The organism is Legionella bononiensis (assembly GCF_016786215.1).
In the GTDB taxonomy this organism is placed as follows: domain Bacteria; phylum Pseudomonadota; class Gammaproteobacteria; order Legionellales; family Legionellaceae; genus Legionella; species Legionella bononiensis.
The window spans coordinates 1-19,452 of record NZ_JADOBG010000023.1; the positions used below are offsets into that span (position 1 = coordinate 1).

Genomic DNA, 19,452 nt, shown 5'->3' on the forward strand with positions numbered 1-19,452 from the left:
CACTGCACCACATTCAGGAGATCCCTCATTTAATTCGGGATGACGTTTCACTGTTTCGTCATCCAGAGCGCATTGAGACTAACAAACTTTATTCACAATTATCTGAATTATATCAATAAACTCATAAATGAACCAATTAAATCTGATGAACATAAAGTGTAAACTAAGGTGTAAAAAGAGAAAATTATGTCTTATTTTATATTTTATGATTGTTTTTGTTACTCACTTATAGCAGGATGGAATTTCGACAAAAATTCAGGATGATAATATGAAAAAACGGATTGCTTCATTTTTAGTCATTTCAGCTGTAGCTTCATCAGTTCAAGCTGCTTCACAAAATTTGGTATGGGGGGATGCAAATAAATCGTTGCCTCAATTTGAACAAAAAAATTCCCTTAAACAGGGCTTAATTAAATCAAGTACAGTCCAGCAAAGTGACTATAAATTGCAATTGCAAAATGAATCAAAAACCAGCTCCAATCATGCTCGTTATCAGTTGACTTATAAGGGAATTCCCGTCTGGGGCTATCAAGTAATTTTTCATTCAAAAAAAGGCAGCAAGGATACAGTAACCGGAATGAATGTGACCGGAATTGAAAAAGATATCAGCAGTATCAATGGAGTATATTCTGCGGATGAAATCGAACAAAAAATTCTGGGATCAGTGAGTAAACCAGTAAAATTTAAAAATATAAATAAAATTATCTTTATTGATACGGATAATAAAGCGCATCTTGCCTATCATTTATCGTATTACAGCAACAGTGAAAAAGCACACATCAAAGCACCTAACTACCTGATCGATGCGAACACTGCCAAGGTACTAAAACAGTGGGATGAAGTTCGTCATGAACGTATTGGTCAAGGTTTAGGCGGAAATGCATTTCCTCTTCCCTATCGTGGCGGTATGTTTCAACATGGAAATGCCTTGCCAGGATTACCTTCTTTAGGAAAGTTTGATGTATCGGTCAAAGACGGTATTTGCAGTGTTGAAAATGAAACCTTAAAAGTGATGAATTTGGAAAATCATGATTTGGGATACGATGTATTTCCAATTACAACCTTTGCTGAGTCCATGCTTAATATTCCTGCTTTTTCTTATGCCTGTGATGAGAGCAATTTCTATTTAAATTATGCTGATGGAGCAACGGGCCCTGTCAATTACGCCTTTTCACCAGTAAATGACACCATGTACTTTGCCCAACAGACATTAGACATGTATGAAAAAATCTATGGCGTTAAAAAACCAATCGGTGATGATTTGCCTTTGCGCGCTTACACTCACCTTGGAGATATGGATAATGCCTTCGCGATTCCAACAATCAGTATTGATGGATTAATCGTCGCCCATCAACAGATCGTTATTGGTAATGGAGATGAGTATTTAACTGCCCCCGCTCAATCGGTAATAGGTCACGAATTATCGCATAATTTTACGGCCATAAACTCCGGATTATTATATGAAGGTCAATCGGGGGGGATTAACGAATCCTTTTCAGATATGGCTGCTATAGCACTTCAAGACTACCTCCGCCGTGATTATCCATGGTACTGGGATGGAGAAGATTGGACTATTGGTCGTGAGGCGGTAAAAGGCGGACAACCATTACGATATATGGATGATCCAACTAAGGACGGTTTGTCTATAGGAAATGCGGCGCATTTCACGGATTCGTTGGATGTCCATATGACCAGCGGAGTATTTAATAAAGCATTTTATGTTTTGGCACATAAGCCGGGTTGGTCTATTCAAAAAGCTTTTCAGATCATGGTTGATGCGAATATGAATTATTGGTCGCCAATTGCTTATTATGATTTTGCTGCATGTGGTGTAATTCAGGCTGCTATAGATAGAAAATTCGACAAAACTCCGGTAATTGAGGCATTTGCTGAAGTGGGTGTAGTTTGCCCAATGCATAAGGCCTAAATAAAGAATAACCCTGAATCTCACTCGATTCAGGGATATTATTGAATTAAATAACGAAAAACAGTTACTCCTCCCATATCTTCCATCGATCGAACCAATTAAATTGGTAAAAAAACAGTAATAATCGATATATTTAAAAAAAAAGGCACTATTATGGCGTAAAATTGGTTATAATATTCACAATTTGTAGTATTGAGAGTATTGATCATGGTTTATTCGGTTCAAGGAAATGCACGACAGATCTTTAAGGCATTTGATCAGGAATGGGTGCTTAACACACGAGTTGAATCCATTGCGCCTGAAACCAAATTTCTTGGTACTGAACAACAAGCCAGTGACTTTATAAACAAGTGGCAATCCTTGGGGCAAATGCCTGGCGCGCCGGGAACGATTACTGCTGCGAATTTATTCCTCTTGTTGGGTGCTCCATATCGGCCATTTATATTAGATGGTGAAAGTCTTGCTAAATATGGAGAGCAATGTGTACGTCAAGATTTTGCTTTTCTCAATGATCGCCAAGAACCCTGTGGGTTGATGTTAATTTACAGGAAAGACAATCCATCCCAATGGTTGTTAGGATTTATGAACAATACTCACCTGGTTCCTGAGGAGAGAGCAGTTACTCTGTTATCTGGTGTCGATTTAAAACCCTACATAAAGTCAGAAGAATCAGATATTAGAGTGTCTCAAGTAGACATTGAAGAAAATCCACTATTTGAACAAGTTAAATATCCCTTTATTCAACATCAATTAAAAAATGTAATTAAGCCCGATACGGGAGAAATTGATATCACTTTTCCTGGAATCGATGCCTTGTCCTGTTTCATAAAAATTGATAAACCTAAAGGAACTCATCTTAGACCCAATGGTGTTCGTGAACTGATCCTGAAATATAATTTACTTATATCACCTGAGATGTTAGGCGATCTATTGGATAAAAATGACGGTTTACGAATGGAGCTTGAAACAGCGACGCTGGATGGAGATGACCGGTTCAATAAAAATTTATTACAGATGATTGTGGTGTTTTACGAAGAAAACATACTGAACGAGAACAGGAAGTTGCTTCGTGATCATGAATTTATAAAAAAGATGGGCGCTTTGATGTGGGATCCACTGCAAATCAAATTATTGCCTGTATTGCGAACGAAAAAATATGACCTGGAGTTAATGCAGTTGATTTTATCAGAAGAAGCCTATTATCGCTCTTTTGATTTATTGGAACAGTTAGGTATCGCTCAAGATGTTCCCGAGTTATTTAATATACCGGAAAAGTTAGTTCAATTAGACTATATAAATAGTTTGGCAGATGGAAATTGCAGAAAATTATGTTTGATTTTCTGGGCAAAAGGAAATTTATCTCTTCCACAGCTTGAAGAGATAGTTCAGGCAACGAAGCAATATCCTATGCTGGCTACAACTTTGGTTGCACTGGATCAATCAAAAAGTATCATCAGTATTAAAGATTTAAGAAAACATGCGCTCAAACCATTAATCCATATGCAAAAATCCATCTTGCATCATTTTACACATGAGTTTGAACAATACGGTCTTACAAAATCCGTACTAACGAAAATGAGTTTTGAAGAACTGAAGGAATTAAGCCGTTCTTTTAGTATGTTAAAGCAAACTGGAATTACTACAGCCGATGAATACAGTTGGGTATTAAAGAAGAATAATCAAGGACAAATTCTTCGTATGTTTTTGCCGGAATTGTCTCAAATTGAAGATATTGAACAAAGGAAAACGCTTATAAAATTATTGTACACTGGCGTACGCACAGGTGTTGTGAGCCAAGGCAAAGCACTGCTTGAAATAACTGATAAGAACTTATTTTCTGTTGCGCTGCAATTGCATAAACGGTTTATTTGCGTTAAACAAATGCAGGATCTTCGATTTACTGATGAAGTGATTGCTTTGGCTGGTGAACAAGGTACTTTGAATGGTACTCGGTTTCGGCATGTTATTTTTAAAGTTGAAGAGCAATGTAAAGGAGTCAATGAGCGACTGAGAAAATCGTCCACAGAACCAGATAAAGGAAGTAAGTGGGATCGCGCTGAAGAGGAATACAGAAGAACTTTATACAGTATTGCCTATGAAGGCATCACCCAGCCAGGCATTGATATCGCATCAAAAATAAAACAGGCAGAAGCGAAAGTTCTCGAAATAGTCGATCCAGAAATGAAGTCCTGGTTACAGAAAATTCTGGTCGTTATCGCCAATATTGTGATCACTACGCTTACTTTAGGTGTGGCTAATGATTTTAAAGAACGAGAAACGGGCAATTTCTGGTTTTTTAATCAAACTACATCAGGCGAAAAACTTCGAGCACTTGATAAGGAAGTAAAATCACTTATTGAGTGCCCTGATTCTGAAGTTCCTCAATTAAAATAAGTCATTATTAATGAATACCGCGCAAAAAACGCGGTGTGTAGGAATAATAGACAAAATAATTCATATCTACTTGGTTCTTCACAAAAATCTGTGGGATATATCCATTTTGGATGACTTCATTCCCGGGTTTGGTGAGACATTACAATTTGTATCCTTAATTCATAGTTTTTTTTTATATAAAATGAACAACTTACCTTAAATCTGACTCTTAAAAACCTTAAATTAATATTTTGTATTAAAAATACTCTTGAACTTATTGATTAATTCTGCTTAATATGATGCATAGGATGATGGACTTGCATTAAAGGATTTGATATATGGGGTTACCTAAGAAAGCGCTTAGGGAGAGCAACTTAAAAGAATTAACAGCTGGATCAGCTGTTAAAGACGGCTCACATATAATTACTCGTGTTACCTTCATTGAAGACGGTATAGAAAAGCTTGCTTATTTTAAAAGATTGGAGCCAAAAAATCATTATCCCGAATTCTTAGCTAAAATCAGTACCGCCGCCTCATTTTTTAAACGATTATTTCAAGGAAAAAATTCAGCTGAAGAACGTTTGGTTTTTGATGAAAACGATAAACTGGTTGGCACGTTATCAATAGGCATCAAAGGATTTAAAAGTTTTAATTTTGCTGAAGATCCAGTTCCTGTAGATCCCATTTTAAAAGAAAAAGTTATTCCCAGCACGAAAACATTGCTTGATAAGAATATCATGTCGGTTCTTTTTGGTCGATGGTACCTTGATGATGACGATGGTCACGGGCATCAAATGGGTATCCTAGATGATGAAGAGGAATCAGCAGATCTTGATTTTGACATGTTTTTTTACTGGTTCACTGTTTATATGAAAGAACCCCGGCCAATAATTGGTGTCCCTAAAAAGAGAATAGATCTGTCTGTTCGGGATTGGGAAACGTTCCCGAAAGTAAAGGACTCTAAACCCTATCATTGGCCAACATTTAAGCATCCAGGTCAGGAAACCCTACCCAGCGCAGTTCCTTCACAAATTCTTCAAAGTGTTCTCCCTAAAAAAATTGCGGATCATACTCAATTTGAACAATTGGCTCATGAACCGCGGGCTCATGAACAAAAATTTGTCGCGGCAATGAAAGCTTTGATGACCTATCAACCTGAAATGGTGCGTAAACGGTTATTGGATCTATTTGGTGATATGACGGTTAATTATACTTCTTTAGATGCGACCGACGTGAATCTTCGTATTCTCTATGAAACTGAGTTTCCTGAGTTATGTAACAATCAAACGAACGTCATGTCTTTTGTTGATTTCATGATGAACATCTATCAAAAGCATTATGATAATTTATATCGAGTTGTTGTCTTCTATATGGGGTGTGAAAATAACGGGAATGGCGTTGCCCTCGATTCAACTTATTTAACTTTATATACTAAACCATCTATTTATAAAGGTATTGCAGAATGGATGAAAACTCAAAATGATACCTTGTATAAAAAAGATGATGCAAGTCTTAAGTACGATTTAGATGAGTTGCAACATCGTTATCATCAGATATGGCGCGATACATATGCCCTTACCGTAAAAGATTTATTGCATAATACCTTTAATTTGACCAAGAGACTTCTTGATAAAGTATGCGTTGATCAGCCTGATTTAGTTGTTATCGAAGGTAAAACGATTACTGATGCCAGTTTGACTAATGCATGGGAGTTGTTTGGAGCCATGCCAGAGTTATCCATTGAACAAATTGAACCTTTGATTCGTGTCGATAAAGAAAGTAATTTTCGTGATGGCATATTGATGTTGGTTAATTTTTACCAAAGTTTACATAATATAGTCAAAACGTATTATTGTAAGGAACGACGCGATCTGACAGAGGAAGACAATCTTGCTTTTTGTAATAGTCTAAATGATTTGCATAAGCAATATAACCTTGCTTTAAGACAAAAACTGTTCCACACCAGCTCATATGCGGCAGAATTTAATCCTATAGCGATTCAATTAAAGCAATTAACGGAACATGCGAATTTCCAACTTCATTTAATAACTACTGATGAAATGATGAAAGATGCTATTAGAACAACAGTTGAGAAGGATCTGTTACCTCATACTCATGAGGAAGTGATTAAAAAATACAACAAGGCCTTGTTTGAATGGGCCAATAGTATCAAACCCGAAGAACTTACTTTGTACATCACAGAAATTATTGATAAATATTATACTCCGACTTTAGAAAGCTTATCCTATCGTCATAGATCACAGCCTGTTAAAGATTTTTTAGCAGCAAGTATGAATCAAAGCGGAAATAATCGGCTGGCTTATATCTTAAGCTCTGGTAAAGAAGAAACCGGAGCGTTAAATAAATTTCTTATCCAATATCTTACACCAATCATGCTACAGACTCAGCTATTGCCTAGTATCAGCAATGCAGTTAGAAAAGGCACTTTTGACAATGACATTGCTCTATTTACTAAATCTGCGGTTAATTATGCTAAATTTGATAATCAATTTACCCATCTATATCATCCTGAGGGAATTCGTTTATTTTATAGTACAATTTTTGATTGGGTAGATAAATTACCCGATGATCGGTTCAATGAGATAAAAGAAGAAGCCATAAAAGAATATGAGGCAGGATTAAGTAAAGTAAAATTTTGGGGTCCAGAATCCAGAAGAAAAGAAGTTGAAGGATATTGCAAATCCTTTGGACATGCAAAGGCAGTTGCTTTGACTTTTATTAATGGTTCAGATAGTTCAACAATGAAAACCTGTTTATTTGATCGATTAATTGCTGAAATGAAGAGTGATATCAGTAAAAGCGCTGACATGCGGAATTCGCCTGGATGTAAGTTAATCGCTCAGTATGATCCAGCAGAACATAAGACTCATATTTTTGCTTGTGTAAAAGAACATTCAGTCCCGCCTTCTCATAAACAGGATATAAAAGAGAGTTCCTCCAGTGCATTAACAATATGAATTCCATAGCTTGGACGTTAATAAATTGCAAAGGTTCTTAAGGGGGGAGTTGGGTTCTTTTTGTGACAACCGGCTCTTCTTTAGGTTATGATTCAATCCTTTAAGATCTGTGGGTAAGGTGTATGTCTTTCGATTTATTAAAAACGGCTCCTCAATATATTATTCCTAAACAGGGACTTACGTGCTTTGCTGGTTTTGTGGCGAATATACGAAATATCACAATAAAAAATTATATAATTCAACGTTTTATAAATAAATATCAAGTCAATATGAGCGAAGCTCTAATTGAGGATCCGACCGCATATTCCTGTTTCAATGAATTTTTTATCCGTCATTTAAAGCCAGAATGCCGGCCTTTAGCTGCGGCAGATATAGTCTCACCTGTTGATGGTTGTGTCAGTGAAATTGGTGCAATTAATCAGGGAACATTAATTCAGGCCAAAGGACGCGATTATTCGGTTCAGGAACTCTTGGCGTGCAGTAGCGATAAAGCCAATGAATTTGCTCAGGGACGATTCGCAACACTCTATTTATCACCTAAAGATTATCATCGGGTTCATATGCCGATAGATGCTGAACTCACTTCTATGACCTATATACCTGGTGCATTATTTTCAGTTCAACCAACAACGGCCAGAGTGGTCCCCAAATTATTTGCCAGAAACGAAAGACTGGCCATTTTTTTTAATACCAAGGCAGGGCCTATGGCTATGGTGATGGTGGGCGCCACTATTGTGGGCGCTATTGGAACCACATGGCATGGGGAAGTTCAGCGCGGCAAGAAAACAATACATTTTGACTACTCCCAAACTGATTTGAAAAAATCTTACTCACAAGGTGAGGAAATGGGTTATTTTAAATTAGGCTCAACAGTCGTACTGTTATTCGCCAATGGCGAACAGGTCACATGGGATAAATCATTAAAGGCTGAGAGCGTCATTCGTTTTGGCGAGTCTATGGCAGATGTTCAATAAGTATGGTTTTCTAGCGCAAAAAAGGTTTTATATGTGTGGTTTGATTCGCTATGTTATCAATCTGTTTCTATGCTGATGCTCATGCTGTGATCTAACAGCTATTTTATAATTTGTTTAAACCGGTTTGTTTTAGATAGATGGCTCCAGTTTAAAGGATTGAAATTCACATAATCACACAATTATTCTCAATGTCCTCTTCAGACTTGTCCTCATGAGTATAGTGTGCTGCTGTAAATACAATTGTTCCCGATCGCGCCAACGTCACTAATGCAGTTATTGACTGTCTCAGTGCCAGTTGATTGCCGACTTTCGATTTTCTTGAAGAAACAGGCATTATTGCTAATGATTGTTCTTCTTCGGGCACATCTTCCAAAAATTGAGAGATCTTGAAAAAATGTGGTCTGAATTTCCTGTATTTTATATTGGGTTCATCTGAAGGATAAAGATCTTCACAAGAATCATTGAAGAATTCTGCAGATAAATGGCCATCATCAAGCAATTTTTGTCCTGTCTCTAAATCTGAAAGTACAAAACTAAAACAATTTACTCCATCTTTTTGTCTGGGGTAAGGATAACCTGTCATCGTGTATAGTTTTTGATCGAAATGAAGGAGTATAAATTTTATAAAAGTTAATAAATTAGAGTGCAAGGATCCGCTTCCTGCAGATTTACTTGGAATTATACCTAAGGAGTCAAGGATTTTTACTTCCAGTATACCCGTTTCAGAGAATTCCAGTCGCAGCAGGGTTAAGTGTAGACTGGTATCATATCCAAGCACAAACCAAATACCTTTGTTTGTCTTGAGTGCATTGATAATAGCGTCAAAAACTACATTGTCCATTCCTTTATGCGTATAGGTAGCATAGTGTACTGGAATATCTGGATGACGGGTTGATATAACCATTTCTGCACCCTGTAGAGTCCAGCTGTGATTATTGTTGCCTTTAACTCGTTGCGTAAGACAGTAGGTTTCTCTAAAATCAGAAATACGTTTGGAGAGCAGTATGACTTCCAATGTAGCCAATATCACTTTTTTCTTTTCTATTGCTATGTCTCTTCTGCTTTCTATTTCTTCAAGAGATGAAATTATATGTTCTCTTTTTTGATCTTCAGTTTGAGGTATTTCTTGTTGAATCAACACGCTTGCAATTTCTCTGATTCTTTTAAATGAATCGCGTTCACTAAGATGCTCAATTAAAAAAGTTAATAGTTCATTCATGGTTTTTGTTAATCCTAACCCTACGATTTACAGCATAAATGAACTAATTTTGAAATGATGAACTAGCATTTATGGCGCTTATAACTTAAATAAAAGGACTAATATTTTTAGTCGGGATACTTTTATTTGGATTTAATTTTATCACATTGTGTTTTTTTTACAAATCACCCTATTAAGTCTGCATAAAATTACAAAAAAGGAGGAGCAGCCACCTTGACTGAAAGAGGAAGTGCACCAAGAAAACGTCTTTAAATTAGTTCTTCATGACGTATGACGTGAGGCATTGTTCTATATCGTCTTGCGTAAAGTGCAGATCCTGTTTACTGGCCCAGAATCCAAATTCTGATTTGGATGCGGTGGTGGTTTTTGCATCTTTGTCGGATAACCATAATGAATGGGCTACTGTTTCAGCAGTAAGTTTTCGGGGTTTTACTTTAAGATGTTCTAAGAAGAATGGATAAGGGGGATCTCTTAATAAATTAACCATCTCTCTATGTTCAAAGTACTTTGCGAAGTCCAGAGCTGTTTTACCCCCAGTGGTAGTTCTATTTTTATCAGCCCCGATGCTAAGAAGCCATGTAACGACTTCATCTTGTTTGTTTTCAAAACGATCTTTAAACGCAGCAAGATGATGCAAAACAGTCCAACCAGATCGGTCCTGTACATTGATATCGGCACCATATGCTACAAGAATTTTAAGGGCTTCTAAAGACCCAGCCAATGCCAGGTTTTCTAAGTAATATCTTGATCTATGAGCGGTGTTGTTTAAATCAAGTCCAGCATGTATAAACAGGTTTAAAATTCGTTCAAAAAGTTCTAAAGGGTACTGATCACGATAGGGTGGAACATGCCGTAAAATGTCACAGAATGGTTTTTGTCCAGAATAATTTTCGACATCAATTCGTGCTCCGTTTTTCAATAAATGTTCAATAACTTCAACCTGCCCCATCCTTACTGCCAGATGTAAGGGAGTATCTCCTCCTTCACAACGTGTATGAACTAAAGCGGGGAATGTTGTGATTAAACGGACAGCTTCGTTGAGTTTACCACTCATGATGGCTGTAAAAAGATTATCCGTAAAACATTTATTTCTAAAATTTCTATCTTTTTTATTTTTTATGGTTTGATGCATAATGCATTCATCAAATGATGCTTCCCAAAGATGGGTTTTCGACAAATCAACGCCCTCAAAATTGCATTTGATAAATCGAGTGTGACAGAGGTTTGCTCCAGTCAGATTACAGTGTGTAAAATTACAATCATTGAAGCTGTTTAAAAGCATTTTCGTTTTGGTGAAATCAGCGCCTGTGAAATCAACAGCAAGAAACATTAGCGAGTTTCCATAAAAATCTCCAAAAGCAATATTTTTTAAATTAAAACCAGCGAGCATTGGATTGCTATTATTGTAAGAGATTTTATCTTTACCAAATTTGACACCTTTGTACTGCTCGGCGAAGTCAGTTAATTCAATATCCAGGCAACCGTTTACATCTTCCCATAATTGAATGTACTCCTTCAAAACAACCAATTTATCTGTAGGTGATAAATCATCTTGATGCGCTTCAAAAAAATATTTGGTCTCCAGATAAATATTTTTACAAAATCGAGTTCGTTCATCCTTATAACGAAGCCAGTTTTCGTACGAATTAAGTTGGCATTCAGGATCAGGAGATAGTTTTCTGAATTCCTGGTATCGGGATTTAATCCGCTCTACTAAATCAGTGCTGTATTTTTGTGCTGAAAGCTCATTTTGTAATTTTGGTTCAGAATACATCACTATGCCTTTAAATTCTGTTTTTGGAAAAAATTGCAGCATACAACAAAATCAATACATACAGGAAGGGCTGGTTTTTACTTGTTGAACCTTGGTGACATGATCATATGAGGTGAAATCGCCGCGTTCCAGGCAAAAGAAATGGGTTATCGAACAGACTGTAGTGAGTAAACTATATGAAGTTGATGAAGACGTTGTTTTTCGTGTTTATTCTGATTGAGGTACCTTTAATCCATTAAATGGATTAATAGCAATCAGGATAGGGGTCCTTTAATTGCCGTATCACTAAGCTACTGAAAAATTTGTTTTTTTATTGAATCATATGCTAAATTGGATTCGATTGTTAATGGAATGCCTTAAAGTAAGACAATATATGAAGGATTCTAACCTACATGGAGTGATGTAAATGGATGTATTTCTCGATGGCTGGTATATTGCCGCAACTTCAAAGCAAGTCAAAAAAGCCCCTGTCCGTCGTGTTGTTGAAGGGAAAACCTTAGTCTTATTCCGAGATGAAGCCGGACAAGTGCAGGCCTTGGTTGATCACTGCTTGCACCGGGGAATGAGGTTGTCACTTGGTTGTGTAAAACAAGGAACACTTGAGTGTCCTTATCATGGGTGGCGATATAATGGTAACGGGGAAGTCGTTTCCCAGCCGGCTTTATGTGACCATGATCCCCTTAAATCCAAAACCTTATCTATTGAACGTTTTCCTACTATCGAGCAAGAAGAACATATTTGGGTGTATATCGGTAATTCACCTCCTAAAACAAAACCTTTTTCTTTTCCATTCTACGGTGAAAAAGGATGGGGGCATTTCTTTATGCATACCCAATTTGAAGCTTCTGTTGTTGCCTGTTTAGAAAATTTTTTAGATGTACCGCATACCGTATATGTTCATCCAGGGTTATTCAGGAAGGGAGCCCTTACCACGGTGAAGGCGCGTATTACAAAAGACTCGCATTCCGTGAAAGCCGAGTTTTTAAATGAACCGGTACTAACTGGAATTGGTCCTAGATTGTTTTTTCCTAAGGGCACTCAAATGCGCCATACTGATGCATTTTACTTGCCGTCCATTTCACGGGTGGACTATACCTTTTCCAATAATCGAGCTTTTCTAATTACATCTCAATGTACCCGACAAGAAGATGGCATCGTGAACGTGACAACTCATATTGCCTGGAATTTACCCTTACCAAAAATGTTATGTAAACCCATTCTTCGCGCGTATTGTCGTCACGTTATCCTTCAGGATGTACGTCTCTTGAAAAAAATTGGACAACAAACGGAACGCTTCGGTCCACAATTTTTACACACCAATGCTGATTTGCTAGGTCGACATATTATATCACTAAGAAAGAATGCCGCTGATGGTGCTCTAGATGACAGCGAAGCAATTAGTGTATACGAAAGAGAGTTAAATTTATGATATCTGATATAAAAATAGAAGATGAAAAACTACGAGGTTCAGTTGAGCTGGTCGAGCAGTGCGATCACAGTACGCGACAACGATTATATGAGATTTTCATAAAATACTATTCTAAAACAGATAGAGAAACTTTTGATAAAGATCTCAATGAAAAACAATGGCTCTTGTTAATGAAAGATCACGACAGCACAATTCAAGGATTTACAACCATGATGCTGTATGATTTGGTGTTTCAAGGGAAACCTGTTCGTGCTGTATTTAGTGGCAATACCATCATTGAAAATGAGTTTTGGGGGTCAGGGGTTCTCGCTAAAACCTGGGGTCATTTTATGGCTTATTTAAAATTATCAGATCCCGATGTTCCTTTGTATTGGTATCTCATTTCCAGTGGTTATCGCACCTATTTGTTTTTACCATTATTTTATAAAGAATTTTATCCTCGATACGATAAAGCAACGCCACCTTTTGAGGCTCAACTTATCGATACGCTGGGGCATATTAAATTTCCTGATGAATATTCGAACGGATTAGTTCGCCCTCTTGTACCTCGCGAGTGTTTGCACGAATCCATTGCTCAGCCCCCGGAACGAAAACTAAAAAATCCTCATGTTGCTTTTTTCCTCGAAAAAAATCCCGGATATCTATTGGGTGACGAGTTGGTTTGTCTCACTGAATTTTCATTCGAAAATAATTTGGGAACAGGCCTGGAGGCTTTACACAAGATCAAACAAACCTATTGTTTCAACAAAGAGAGTGATGTTTTTTATGTATAAGAAATTTTTACGTCATTACTTGTGGACACGAATCAATGCGCCTGCCGCGAAACAATTTAAACGGGCAATGCTAGAACCTCGTGAAACCCAGGAACGAATTTTAATGGATTTTTTGAAGCGTAACCAGAATACCCAGTTGGGTAAAAAATACGGGTATGCATCTATAAAAAATGCAGCAGCGTTTCGTGAGCGAGTACCTAAACATAACTATGAAGACTTTGAAAGACCCATTGAGGCGGTTAAAAAAGGACTGAGTAATGTGCTTAGCTCGGATAAAACACTGTTTTTTGAAACAAGCTCAGGTTCTTCGGGACCTGTAAAATATATTCCTTACAATAAAAGCTTTCTAAGTGAATTCAGGAGGTCGATTTCTACCTGGATGTATAATTTGTTCATGAATAGACCCGAATTAATGACAGGATCTCAATATTGGTCGATTAGCCCGATGCTTAGAACAGAGCAATACACCGAGGGTAATATACCTATAGGTATTACTGATGATAGTGAGTACTTAGGACGATTTTCACAACGCCTCATCGGACCTAATCTGGCCATAGGATCTGAACTTGTTACAAACTCTTCCCTGGATGATTGGCAAAACAAGAGTATTCAACAACTCGCTGCGTGCAGGGATTTACGATTTATTTCGGTGTGGAGTCCTTCTTTTCTGATTTCATTAATACAGCATGTACCAAAAGGGATGAGTCCTCTGGATTTATGGCCCGATTTAAAAATTATCAGTTGTTGGGGTGATGCGGCTGCAAAACGATTTATTCCGGAATTAAAACTACTGTTTCCAGGGATAGAAATACAGTTTAAGGGCTTAATGGCCACTGAGGGGGTGATTAGTATCCCGCTGTTTGAGCAACCCGATCCTGTAATTGCCTTAACGTCACATTTCCTGGAGTTTGAAGATGATCAGGAGCGATGCTATCTAGCGGATGAATTAACTGTTGGAAGCCAATATAAAGTTCTATTAACAAGTGGCAACGGCCTTGTACGTTATTCCTTAGGTGATGTAGTTGAAGTGACCGCTCCTCTTTGTATTCAATTTAAAGGCCGGGGTGACACAGTGAGTGATCTGTGTGGGGAGAAATTGTCTGAACGTTTTGTGCAAAGTGTTTTTGATAAGTATCTTCCGGACGATTCGTTTTTTCTATTGATACCCCAATGGGGGGAAACACCCTGTTATTATTTGTATCATCAATCTATTCATGAATCGGAATTAGCCAGTACCGTTGAAGAGGGGTTGCGAGAATCCGTTCATTACAACTATTGCCGTCAATTGGGGCAACTTGCCCCGGTTCAATCTCGTTACTGTCCAGATTTGGCAGCTCGCTATTATTCTGCCTGTGTGAAGGCGGGACAACGACCAGGAGATGTCAAGCCTCGGGCCTTATTACATTCAACTGATTTGGTAGAGAGAATAGTTCATGAAATTTGATTTAGCATTACCTGATGAAGAAGCTTTGCTTAGAACACATCTTTGGCAAACCCCAATGGAAGGTGCTGTAGATCTGGTTTTTGCACGCGAACCTAATTACTTTCATATCGGTAAAACTCAAGGGGACAAAGTACAGACTTTTGTTGGTAAGTCAGATGGGAAAATCAAAGTATCAGGTATCCGCGCCACTCGTTTAAGTCAGGTAAATGGTCAGGTACAAGAAACAGGATATCTGGCTGATTTTCGAATTGCCAAGTCATCACGAAATGGTTTTGCTTTGTTGCAAGCCAATCGTTTTTTAAAAAAACTTCATCAAGAAAATCCAATACCGTATTATTCTGCCGTCATTGGTGACGATAATGAGCGCGCACTAACCTCCCTCGCCTCAAATTACAAAGGATTTCCTAGATTTCGCGATTATGGCAGAGTCTTGACCCCATTATTGTTTACCATGAGGAACCTGAAAAATTGCCCCAAATTGGAGGGTGGTTCATTGCATATGCTCCCTGAGATTTGTGCGAAACTGAATGAAAATAAACAGCAATTAGCCCCCTATTATACCGTGTCTGATTTTACATCCGGAAAATTTCCAAATTTTAAAGTGGAAGATTTTTTAATTTTAAAACAAGGATCAAAAATAAAGGCGGTAGCTGCACTGTGGGATCAAAGCACCTTTCGACAGACTGTTCCGATTCATTATGGAGGGTATTATCGATGGTTACGACCAATGCTTAATTATTTTTTGTCCTATGGCCTTCCAAAAGCGGGACAGCATATTAAGACCGCTTACATGGCATTTGTGGCTTCTGATAACATCGATGATCACCGAATTTTGCTACGCGCTTGTTTGCAAAGTGCAAAAATCCAAGGGTACACACATTTAGTAACCGGGATCCATGAGCGCGATGAGCGCGCTCCGCTTCTCGCTGAATTTCCAGGTATTCCCTATGCAGGTCGCCTCTTTTTGGTCGATTATGATAATCATGAGGACCTTGATGATCGTGTTCCTTATGTGGAGGTAGCCACGCTATGAAATACGTCATTCATTTTCTTATTTATACGCTGATAACAGGTGTTCTTTATTCTTTGGCATCGACTCACCCAATATATGAACCTTTTGTGATTAATGAACTGATTTTTGACACATACATCCCCATGATTCCTCAGTCGGTTTATATTTACATGAGTTATTTTTTCTTACTTCCGGTTTTAATTTTAGCTGCCAGAAGTAAACCGGGTTTTTCTGCAGTATTTTATATTGCTCTGGCTTGTGGGGTGATCAATGTTCTTATCTACACCATTGTGCCAACCCGATTGTTTGAACGAATTTGGGCTCCGGAGCACTCTTTTTTAGCTTATTTACAATCTAAAGACACCATTTTATGTGCTTTTCCCTCTGGTCATGTGGCACTCCCATTATCCATCGCCCTCGGCGCGTTTATGATCGCGTGTCAAAAAAGGCCACCAGAAGTCATTACGTTTTGGCGTAAAGTTTCTGTTATTTACTTCTTTTGGTTCTGTTTACTGGCTTTGTCAACTTTGCTAACCAAGCAGCATTTTGTTTTGGATGTTGTTTCTGGAGTTCTATTGGCAACCCTTGTTGTACTGACTGGAATGTATTATTTGTATGCAAAATCCCAAAAGAAATCACTACATGTCCGTACACTCTGGGCATTAGTGACTGAATGTTCACTGATTGCATTGGCGATGACTCTAATAATAGAGTATTGGCATCCTGTGACCATTATGTTGGGAATCGTCTTTATAGCGTCTCGGCAACATGCGCTACTGGCACTTTATCATGATGCAGTGCATTACTTGATTTCGTCTAATAAGCGGTTAAATGACTTTATTATTAACTGCTTTGCTGGCGTACCTTTTTTTATGCCGGTTCACGGATATCGTTCGTTACATTTCAGCCATCATCAGCATTTGGGAACTGAACACGATCCAGAAAAACGGTATTTATATCGAAATCAGCCCTGGAACTATCAAGCGTTGAACACCGGCTTATTACTGAAACAAATGTTAGGTGATTTATTGCTTTGGAATTCACTCAGGATGTTGTGGCTTTTTGTTACAGATCGAATGTCCAATAATAATGGTATAAAACTTCCTGTGACCACCTATTATAACGAGCTTTATTTTCAATTCACGTTCCTTTTCGTAATGATTGGCATAAGTTACCTATATTGGCCGAAAGAGGTAATCCAAGTCTTATTCTTATGGTTTCTTCCCTATTTAACGGTCACTCAATTGTTACAGAAGATTCGCAGTTTTGCAGAACATACACAAAAAGAACGTGATACAGATTCTGGTAGCTGTTCATGGGCAACAGGTTGGTTGGGCTCATTTTTTATTTGGCCTTACAATATTAATTATCATAAAGAACATCATCGCATGAGCAATATCAGTTGGGACGAACTGCCAAAGAGGTTTTCCAATATTGAACAACGACCTGGAAAATCATTAATACAACATATATGGAGTGTCAATAAATAAAATGAGAGGAACTTACAAGGTAGAAGGCGTAGATGAAATTAGTCCTGTTGAGCCACAATACGATTTTTTAGGGCGCTACAGCACCATGAACTTGGTCGTGGTTGCTCTGCAAATAGTCGCTTGGTTTTTTTTATTGAATACCATCGATCAGCATTCCTTACCTCTTGTTGTGCGAGGAATAGCTGTATTTTTATTTTGTATGCTCATGCAAGGGGTTTTTACAATGGTGCATGAATTTTGTCACCGAAATGCTCACCATAATAAAAAATTGAATTATTTAATAGGATGCCTTTCTTCTACTCTTTTTGGAACTTCAGCCACTTTTTTAAGGGTACAGCATTGGGGGCATCATCGACGTAATCGCACAGAAGCTGAGCGTGCAGAATTCATTCATGATGATGAAAGTAAATGGGGGAAAATCGGGCGATATTATTTTGCTATTTTGGGCGGAATTTGGTTTTTGTGCTTCCTGTTCCCGATGATAACGCCATTTATTCCCTATTCTTTTGCAGAAAAAATAGCTCGTGATAAACGCTATAACACTTATTCCGCCGCTTTTGAAGAATTTACTCGTGCTGATTGGTTGCGCATGCGCGTAGAAGGTGGATGTTTGTTTGTTTTTTGGGCTTCAGTTGTTTCTTTTGGTCCTTGGCATTGGTCAACTTTAGTGTTGGCTTATGGTGCATTTGCCTTTTCATGGTCTACCTTGCAATGGGTCTATCATTTGCATACTCCCATTCATGTTGTTGAGGGAGCATATAATCTCAGAGCGCCTTGGTTAATAAGAGTGTTGTTTCTTAATTTCAATTATAACCTTACTCATCACCGTCACCCAGCAATGCCTTGGCAAGAGCTCTATCGAAAGAGCAGTCAAACAGAAACACAGCCTCTTTGGTACCGTTATATTCTCGTGTTTCGTCCGCCTGTTTATTTTCCTAAAGATGTCTCTAAATTAGAGAAGAGATACTTCTAATGACCCTTAAAATAACATGGAAACCAGAGGGGTTTGACACTTATTTAAACCACTTTCCTAATACGCCCGACCTTAAGCTATCTGCTTCACAAAACATCACCCATCAGTTTTGTGATGTTTGGAACTCGGGATTGGCGAGTTTGGAAAGGAGCTTTGATGGCTTAAACAAAAACATCACGATTGTATTTGTCAGAGGTTACCTGGGTCGTTACATGCTCAATAGTCTCAAAGAGCCTGCCAATTTATTAAGGCGATTAGGCTATGATTCAATTATAACGAAACAAACAGCCGGGGGATCCTACAGAGAAAATGTCCAGATGATAATCCAGCAATTAAAGCATCGTCAGAACCGGGAACATTTTATTTTCTGTGCCCACAGTCGAGGCGGATTGGAATGCTTGAGTTTATTAAATGAAAATGAAGACATTCGTATTAAAACAAACGCGTTAATTATGTCTCAGACTGCTCATGGAGCATCTTATGTTTTGGAAAGCATTTTACAAGGGGAACACCAAAAAACAAATTATTCATGGTACCGTTCTTTATCTGAAAAAATGCAACGAGTGATGCTGTCAGCTATTAGAGCTAAAGTGGGTGGAGAAGAACTTACTTCCAGAATATGGCCTAGCCTTATCAGTACAGTAGAAAAACAGCAGTTCAATTTTCCTGTTATTCAAACAGCCTCCTGGTCTGCACAACCCACCATGTGGCTTGATTCATTCCATGAGCGATTAAAAGAGATTCGCCCGGCATGTGCCCATGACGGCCAATTTTTCTTGCAAGATTTGATTTGGCCAAACATCAATCATGTATTGCTCCCTAATCTGGATCATGCTCAACCAGTTGTAGGCGGATTTAATTTCAATCACAAACACTATTGGCTGACATTAATTAGCATGATTATGCGAAATTCGATATAAATCAGGGGGTTGTACTTATTTGGACTATTTCAAAATGAATTAAACTGAATCAATGGTACCGAGAAGAGGACTCGAACCTCCACGGGGTTGCCCCCACTAGCACCTGAAGCTAGCGTGTCTACCAATTCCACCACCTCGGCATAGTGCGCTACGTTACGCAAAATAT

13 protein-coding genes and 1 tRNA gene are annotated in these 19,452 nt (G+C 38.1%); 11 read left to right on the top strand and 3 right to left on the bottom strand.

Annotated elements, in window-relative coordinates:
• Nucleotides 1–268: 268 nt before the first annotated feature.
• The 4 genes from IZU94_RS16780 (at nucleotide 269) to asd (ending at nucleotide 8,252) form a co-directional block, all read left to right on the top strand.
• Nucleotides 269–1,927, top strand: coding sequence for a M4 family metallopeptidase (locus IZU94_RS16780; RefSeq protein WP_203113454.1), 1,659 nt, complete (start codon nucleotides 269–271; stop codon nucleotides 1,925–1,927).
• A gap of 207 nt (nucleotides 1,928–2,134) precedes the next feature.
• Entirely contained in the window at nucleotides 2,135–4,321 is a 2,187-nt protein-coding gene (locus IZU94_RS16785; RefSeq protein ID WP_238400561.1) for a hypothetical protein, read from the top strand.
• A gap of 317 nt (nucleotides 4,322–4,638) precedes the next feature.
• Entirely contained in the window at nucleotides 4,639–7,278 is a 2,640-nt protein-coding gene (locus IZU94_RS16790) for a hypothetical protein (RefSeq protein ID WP_203113457.1), read from the top strand.
• Nucleotides 7,279–7,400: 122 nt separating this feature from the next.
• Entirely contained in the window at nucleotides 7,401–8,252 is an 852-nt protein-coding gene (asd, locus tag IZU94_RS16795; protein ID WP_203113459.1) for an archaetidylserine decarboxylase, read from the top strand.
• Between the two features lie 163 nt (nucleotides 8,253–8,415).
• Here the strand turns inward: asd and IZU94_RS16800 are convergent, their stop codons facing one another.
• Complete coding sequence (locus IZU94_RS16800; RefSeq protein ID WP_203113462.1) at nucleotides 8,416–9,471, bottom strand: hypothetical protein; 1,056 nt, start codon at nucleotides 9,469–9,471, stop codon at nucleotides 8,416–8,418.
• A 253-nt stretch (nucleotides 9,472–9,724) separates the two neighbouring features.
• Nucleotides 9,725–11,287 carry an ankyrin repeat domain-containing protein gene (locus IZU94_RS16805; protein ID WP_203113465.1) on the bottom strand — a complete coding sequence of 521 codons (1,563 nt, stop codon included), beginning with the start codon at nucleotides 11,285–11,287 and terminating at the stop codon, nucleotides 9,725–9,727.
• A 364-nt stretch (nucleotides 11,288–11,651) separates the two neighbouring features.
• Between IZU94_RS16805 and IZU94_RS16810 the strand changes: the two genes are divergently transcribed.
• The 7 genes from IZU94_RS16810 to IZU94_RS16840 are packed head-to-tail and all read left to right on the top strand — an operon-like array spanning nucleotide 11,652 to nucleotide 19,286.
• On the top strand, nucleotides 11,652–12,674 hold the full coding sequence (locus tag IZU94_RS16810) for a Rieske 2Fe-2S domain-containing protein (protein WP_203113468.1): 1,023 nt from the start codon (nucleotides 11,652–11,654) through the stop codon (nucleotides 12,672–12,674).
• Nucleotides 12,671–13,447, top strand: a complete 777-nt coding sequence (locus IZU94_RS16815; protein WP_203113471.1) for a hypothetical protein — start codon at nucleotides 12,671–12,673, stop codon at nucleotides 13,445–13,447. The genes IZU94_RS16810 and IZU94_RS16815 overlap by 4 nt, the downstream gene beginning before the upstream one ends.
• Nucleotides 13,440–14,891: a GH3 family acyl-acid amido synthetase gene (locus tag IZU94_RS16820; RefSeq protein ID WP_203113473.1), complete on the top strand. Its 1,452-nt coding sequence runs from the start codon at nucleotides 13,440–13,442 to the stop codon at nucleotides 14,889–14,891. The genes IZU94_RS16815 and IZU94_RS16820 overlap by 8 nt, the downstream gene beginning before the upstream one ends.
• On the top strand, nucleotides 14,881–15,924 hold the full coding sequence (locus IZU94_RS16825; protein ID WP_203113476.1) for a hypothetical protein: 1,044 nt from the start codon (nucleotides 14,881–14,883) through the stop codon (nucleotides 15,922–15,924). Before IZU94_RS16820 ends, IZU94_RS16825 begins: the two co-directional genes overlap by 11 nt.
• Nucleotides 15,921–17,393, top strand: coding sequence for a fatty acid desaturase (locus IZU94_RS16830; protein WP_203113479.1), 1,473 nt, complete (start codon nucleotides 15,921–15,923; stop codon nucleotides 17,391–17,393). The genes IZU94_RS16825 and IZU94_RS16830 overlap by 4 nt, the downstream gene beginning before the upstream one ends.
• A 1-nt stretch (nucleotide 17,394) precedes the next feature.
• Complete coding sequence (locus IZU94_RS16835) at nucleotides 17,395–18,366, top strand: fatty acid desaturase family protein (RefSeq protein ID WP_203113482.1); 972 nt, start codon at nucleotides 17,395–17,397, stop codon at nucleotides 18,364–18,366.
• A complete protein-coding gene (locus tag IZU94_RS16840) occupies nucleotides 18,366–19,286 on the top strand; it encodes a hypothetical protein (RefSeq protein ID WP_203113485.1) in 921 nt (306 codons plus the stop codon). The genes IZU94_RS16835 and IZU94_RS16840 overlap by 1 nt, the downstream gene beginning before the upstream one ends.
• Nucleotides 19,287–19,339: 53 nt before the next feature.
• On the opposite strand, the gene IZU94_RS16845 is transcribed toward IZU94_RS16840, so the two are convergent.
• Nucleotides 19,340–19,426 (bottom strand) — tRNA-Leu (locus IZU94_RS16845).
• Nucleotides 19,427–19,452 lie beyond the last annotated feature (26 nt).

Bases quoted from the DNA above. Each gene is read 5' to 3' on its own strand.
- IZU94_RS16780 (WP_203113454.1), top strand. From the start codon at position 269: ATGAAAAAACGGATTGCTTCATTTTTAGTCATTTCAGCTGTAGCTTCA.
- IZU94_RS16785 (WP_238400561.1), top strand. From the start codon at position 2,135: ATGGTTTATTCGGTTCAAGGAAATGCACGACAGATCTTTAAGGCATTT.
- IZU94_RS16790 (WP_203113457.1), top strand. From the start codon at position 4,639: ATGGGGTTACCTAAGAAAGCGCTTAGGGAGAGCAACTTAAAAGAATTA.
- asd (WP_203113459.1), top strand. From the start codon at position 7,401: ATGTCTTTCGATTTATTAAAAACGGCTCCTCAATATATTATTCCTAAA.
- IZU94_RS16800 (WP_203113462.1), bottom strand. From the start codon at position 9,471: ATGAATGAACTATTAACTTTTTTAATTGAGCATCTTAGTGAACGCGAT.
- IZU94_RS16805 (WP_203113465.1), bottom strand. From the start codon at position 11,287: ATGCTGCAATTTTTTCCAAAAACAGAATTTAAAGGCATAGTGATGTAT.
- IZU94_RS16810 (WP_203113468.1), top strand. From the start codon at position 11,652: ATGGATGTATTTCTCGATGGCTGGTATATTGCCGCAACTTCAAAGCAA.
- IZU94_RS16815 (WP_203113471.1), top strand. From the start codon at position 12,671: ATGATATCTGATATAAAAATAGAAGATGAAAAACTACGAGGTTCAGTT.
- IZU94_RS16820 (WP_203113473.1), top strand. From the start codon at position 13,440: ATGTATAAGAAATTTTTACGTCATTACTTGTGGACACGAATCAATGCG.
- IZU94_RS16825 (WP_203113476.1), top strand. From the start codon at position 14,881: ATGAAATTTGATTTAGCATTACCTGATGAAGAAGCTTTGCTTAGAACA.
- IZU94_RS16830 (WP_203113479.1), top strand. From the start codon at position 15,921: ATGAAATACGTCATTCATTTTCTTATTTATACGCTGATAACAGGTGTT.
- IZU94_RS16835 (WP_203113482.1), top strand. From the start codon at position 17,395: ATGAGAGGAACTTACAAGGTAGAAGGCGTAGATGAAATTAGTCCTGTT.
- IZU94_RS16840 (WP_203113485.1), top strand. From the start codon at position 18,366: ATGACCCTTAAAATAACATGGAAACCAGAGGGGTTTGACACTTATTTA.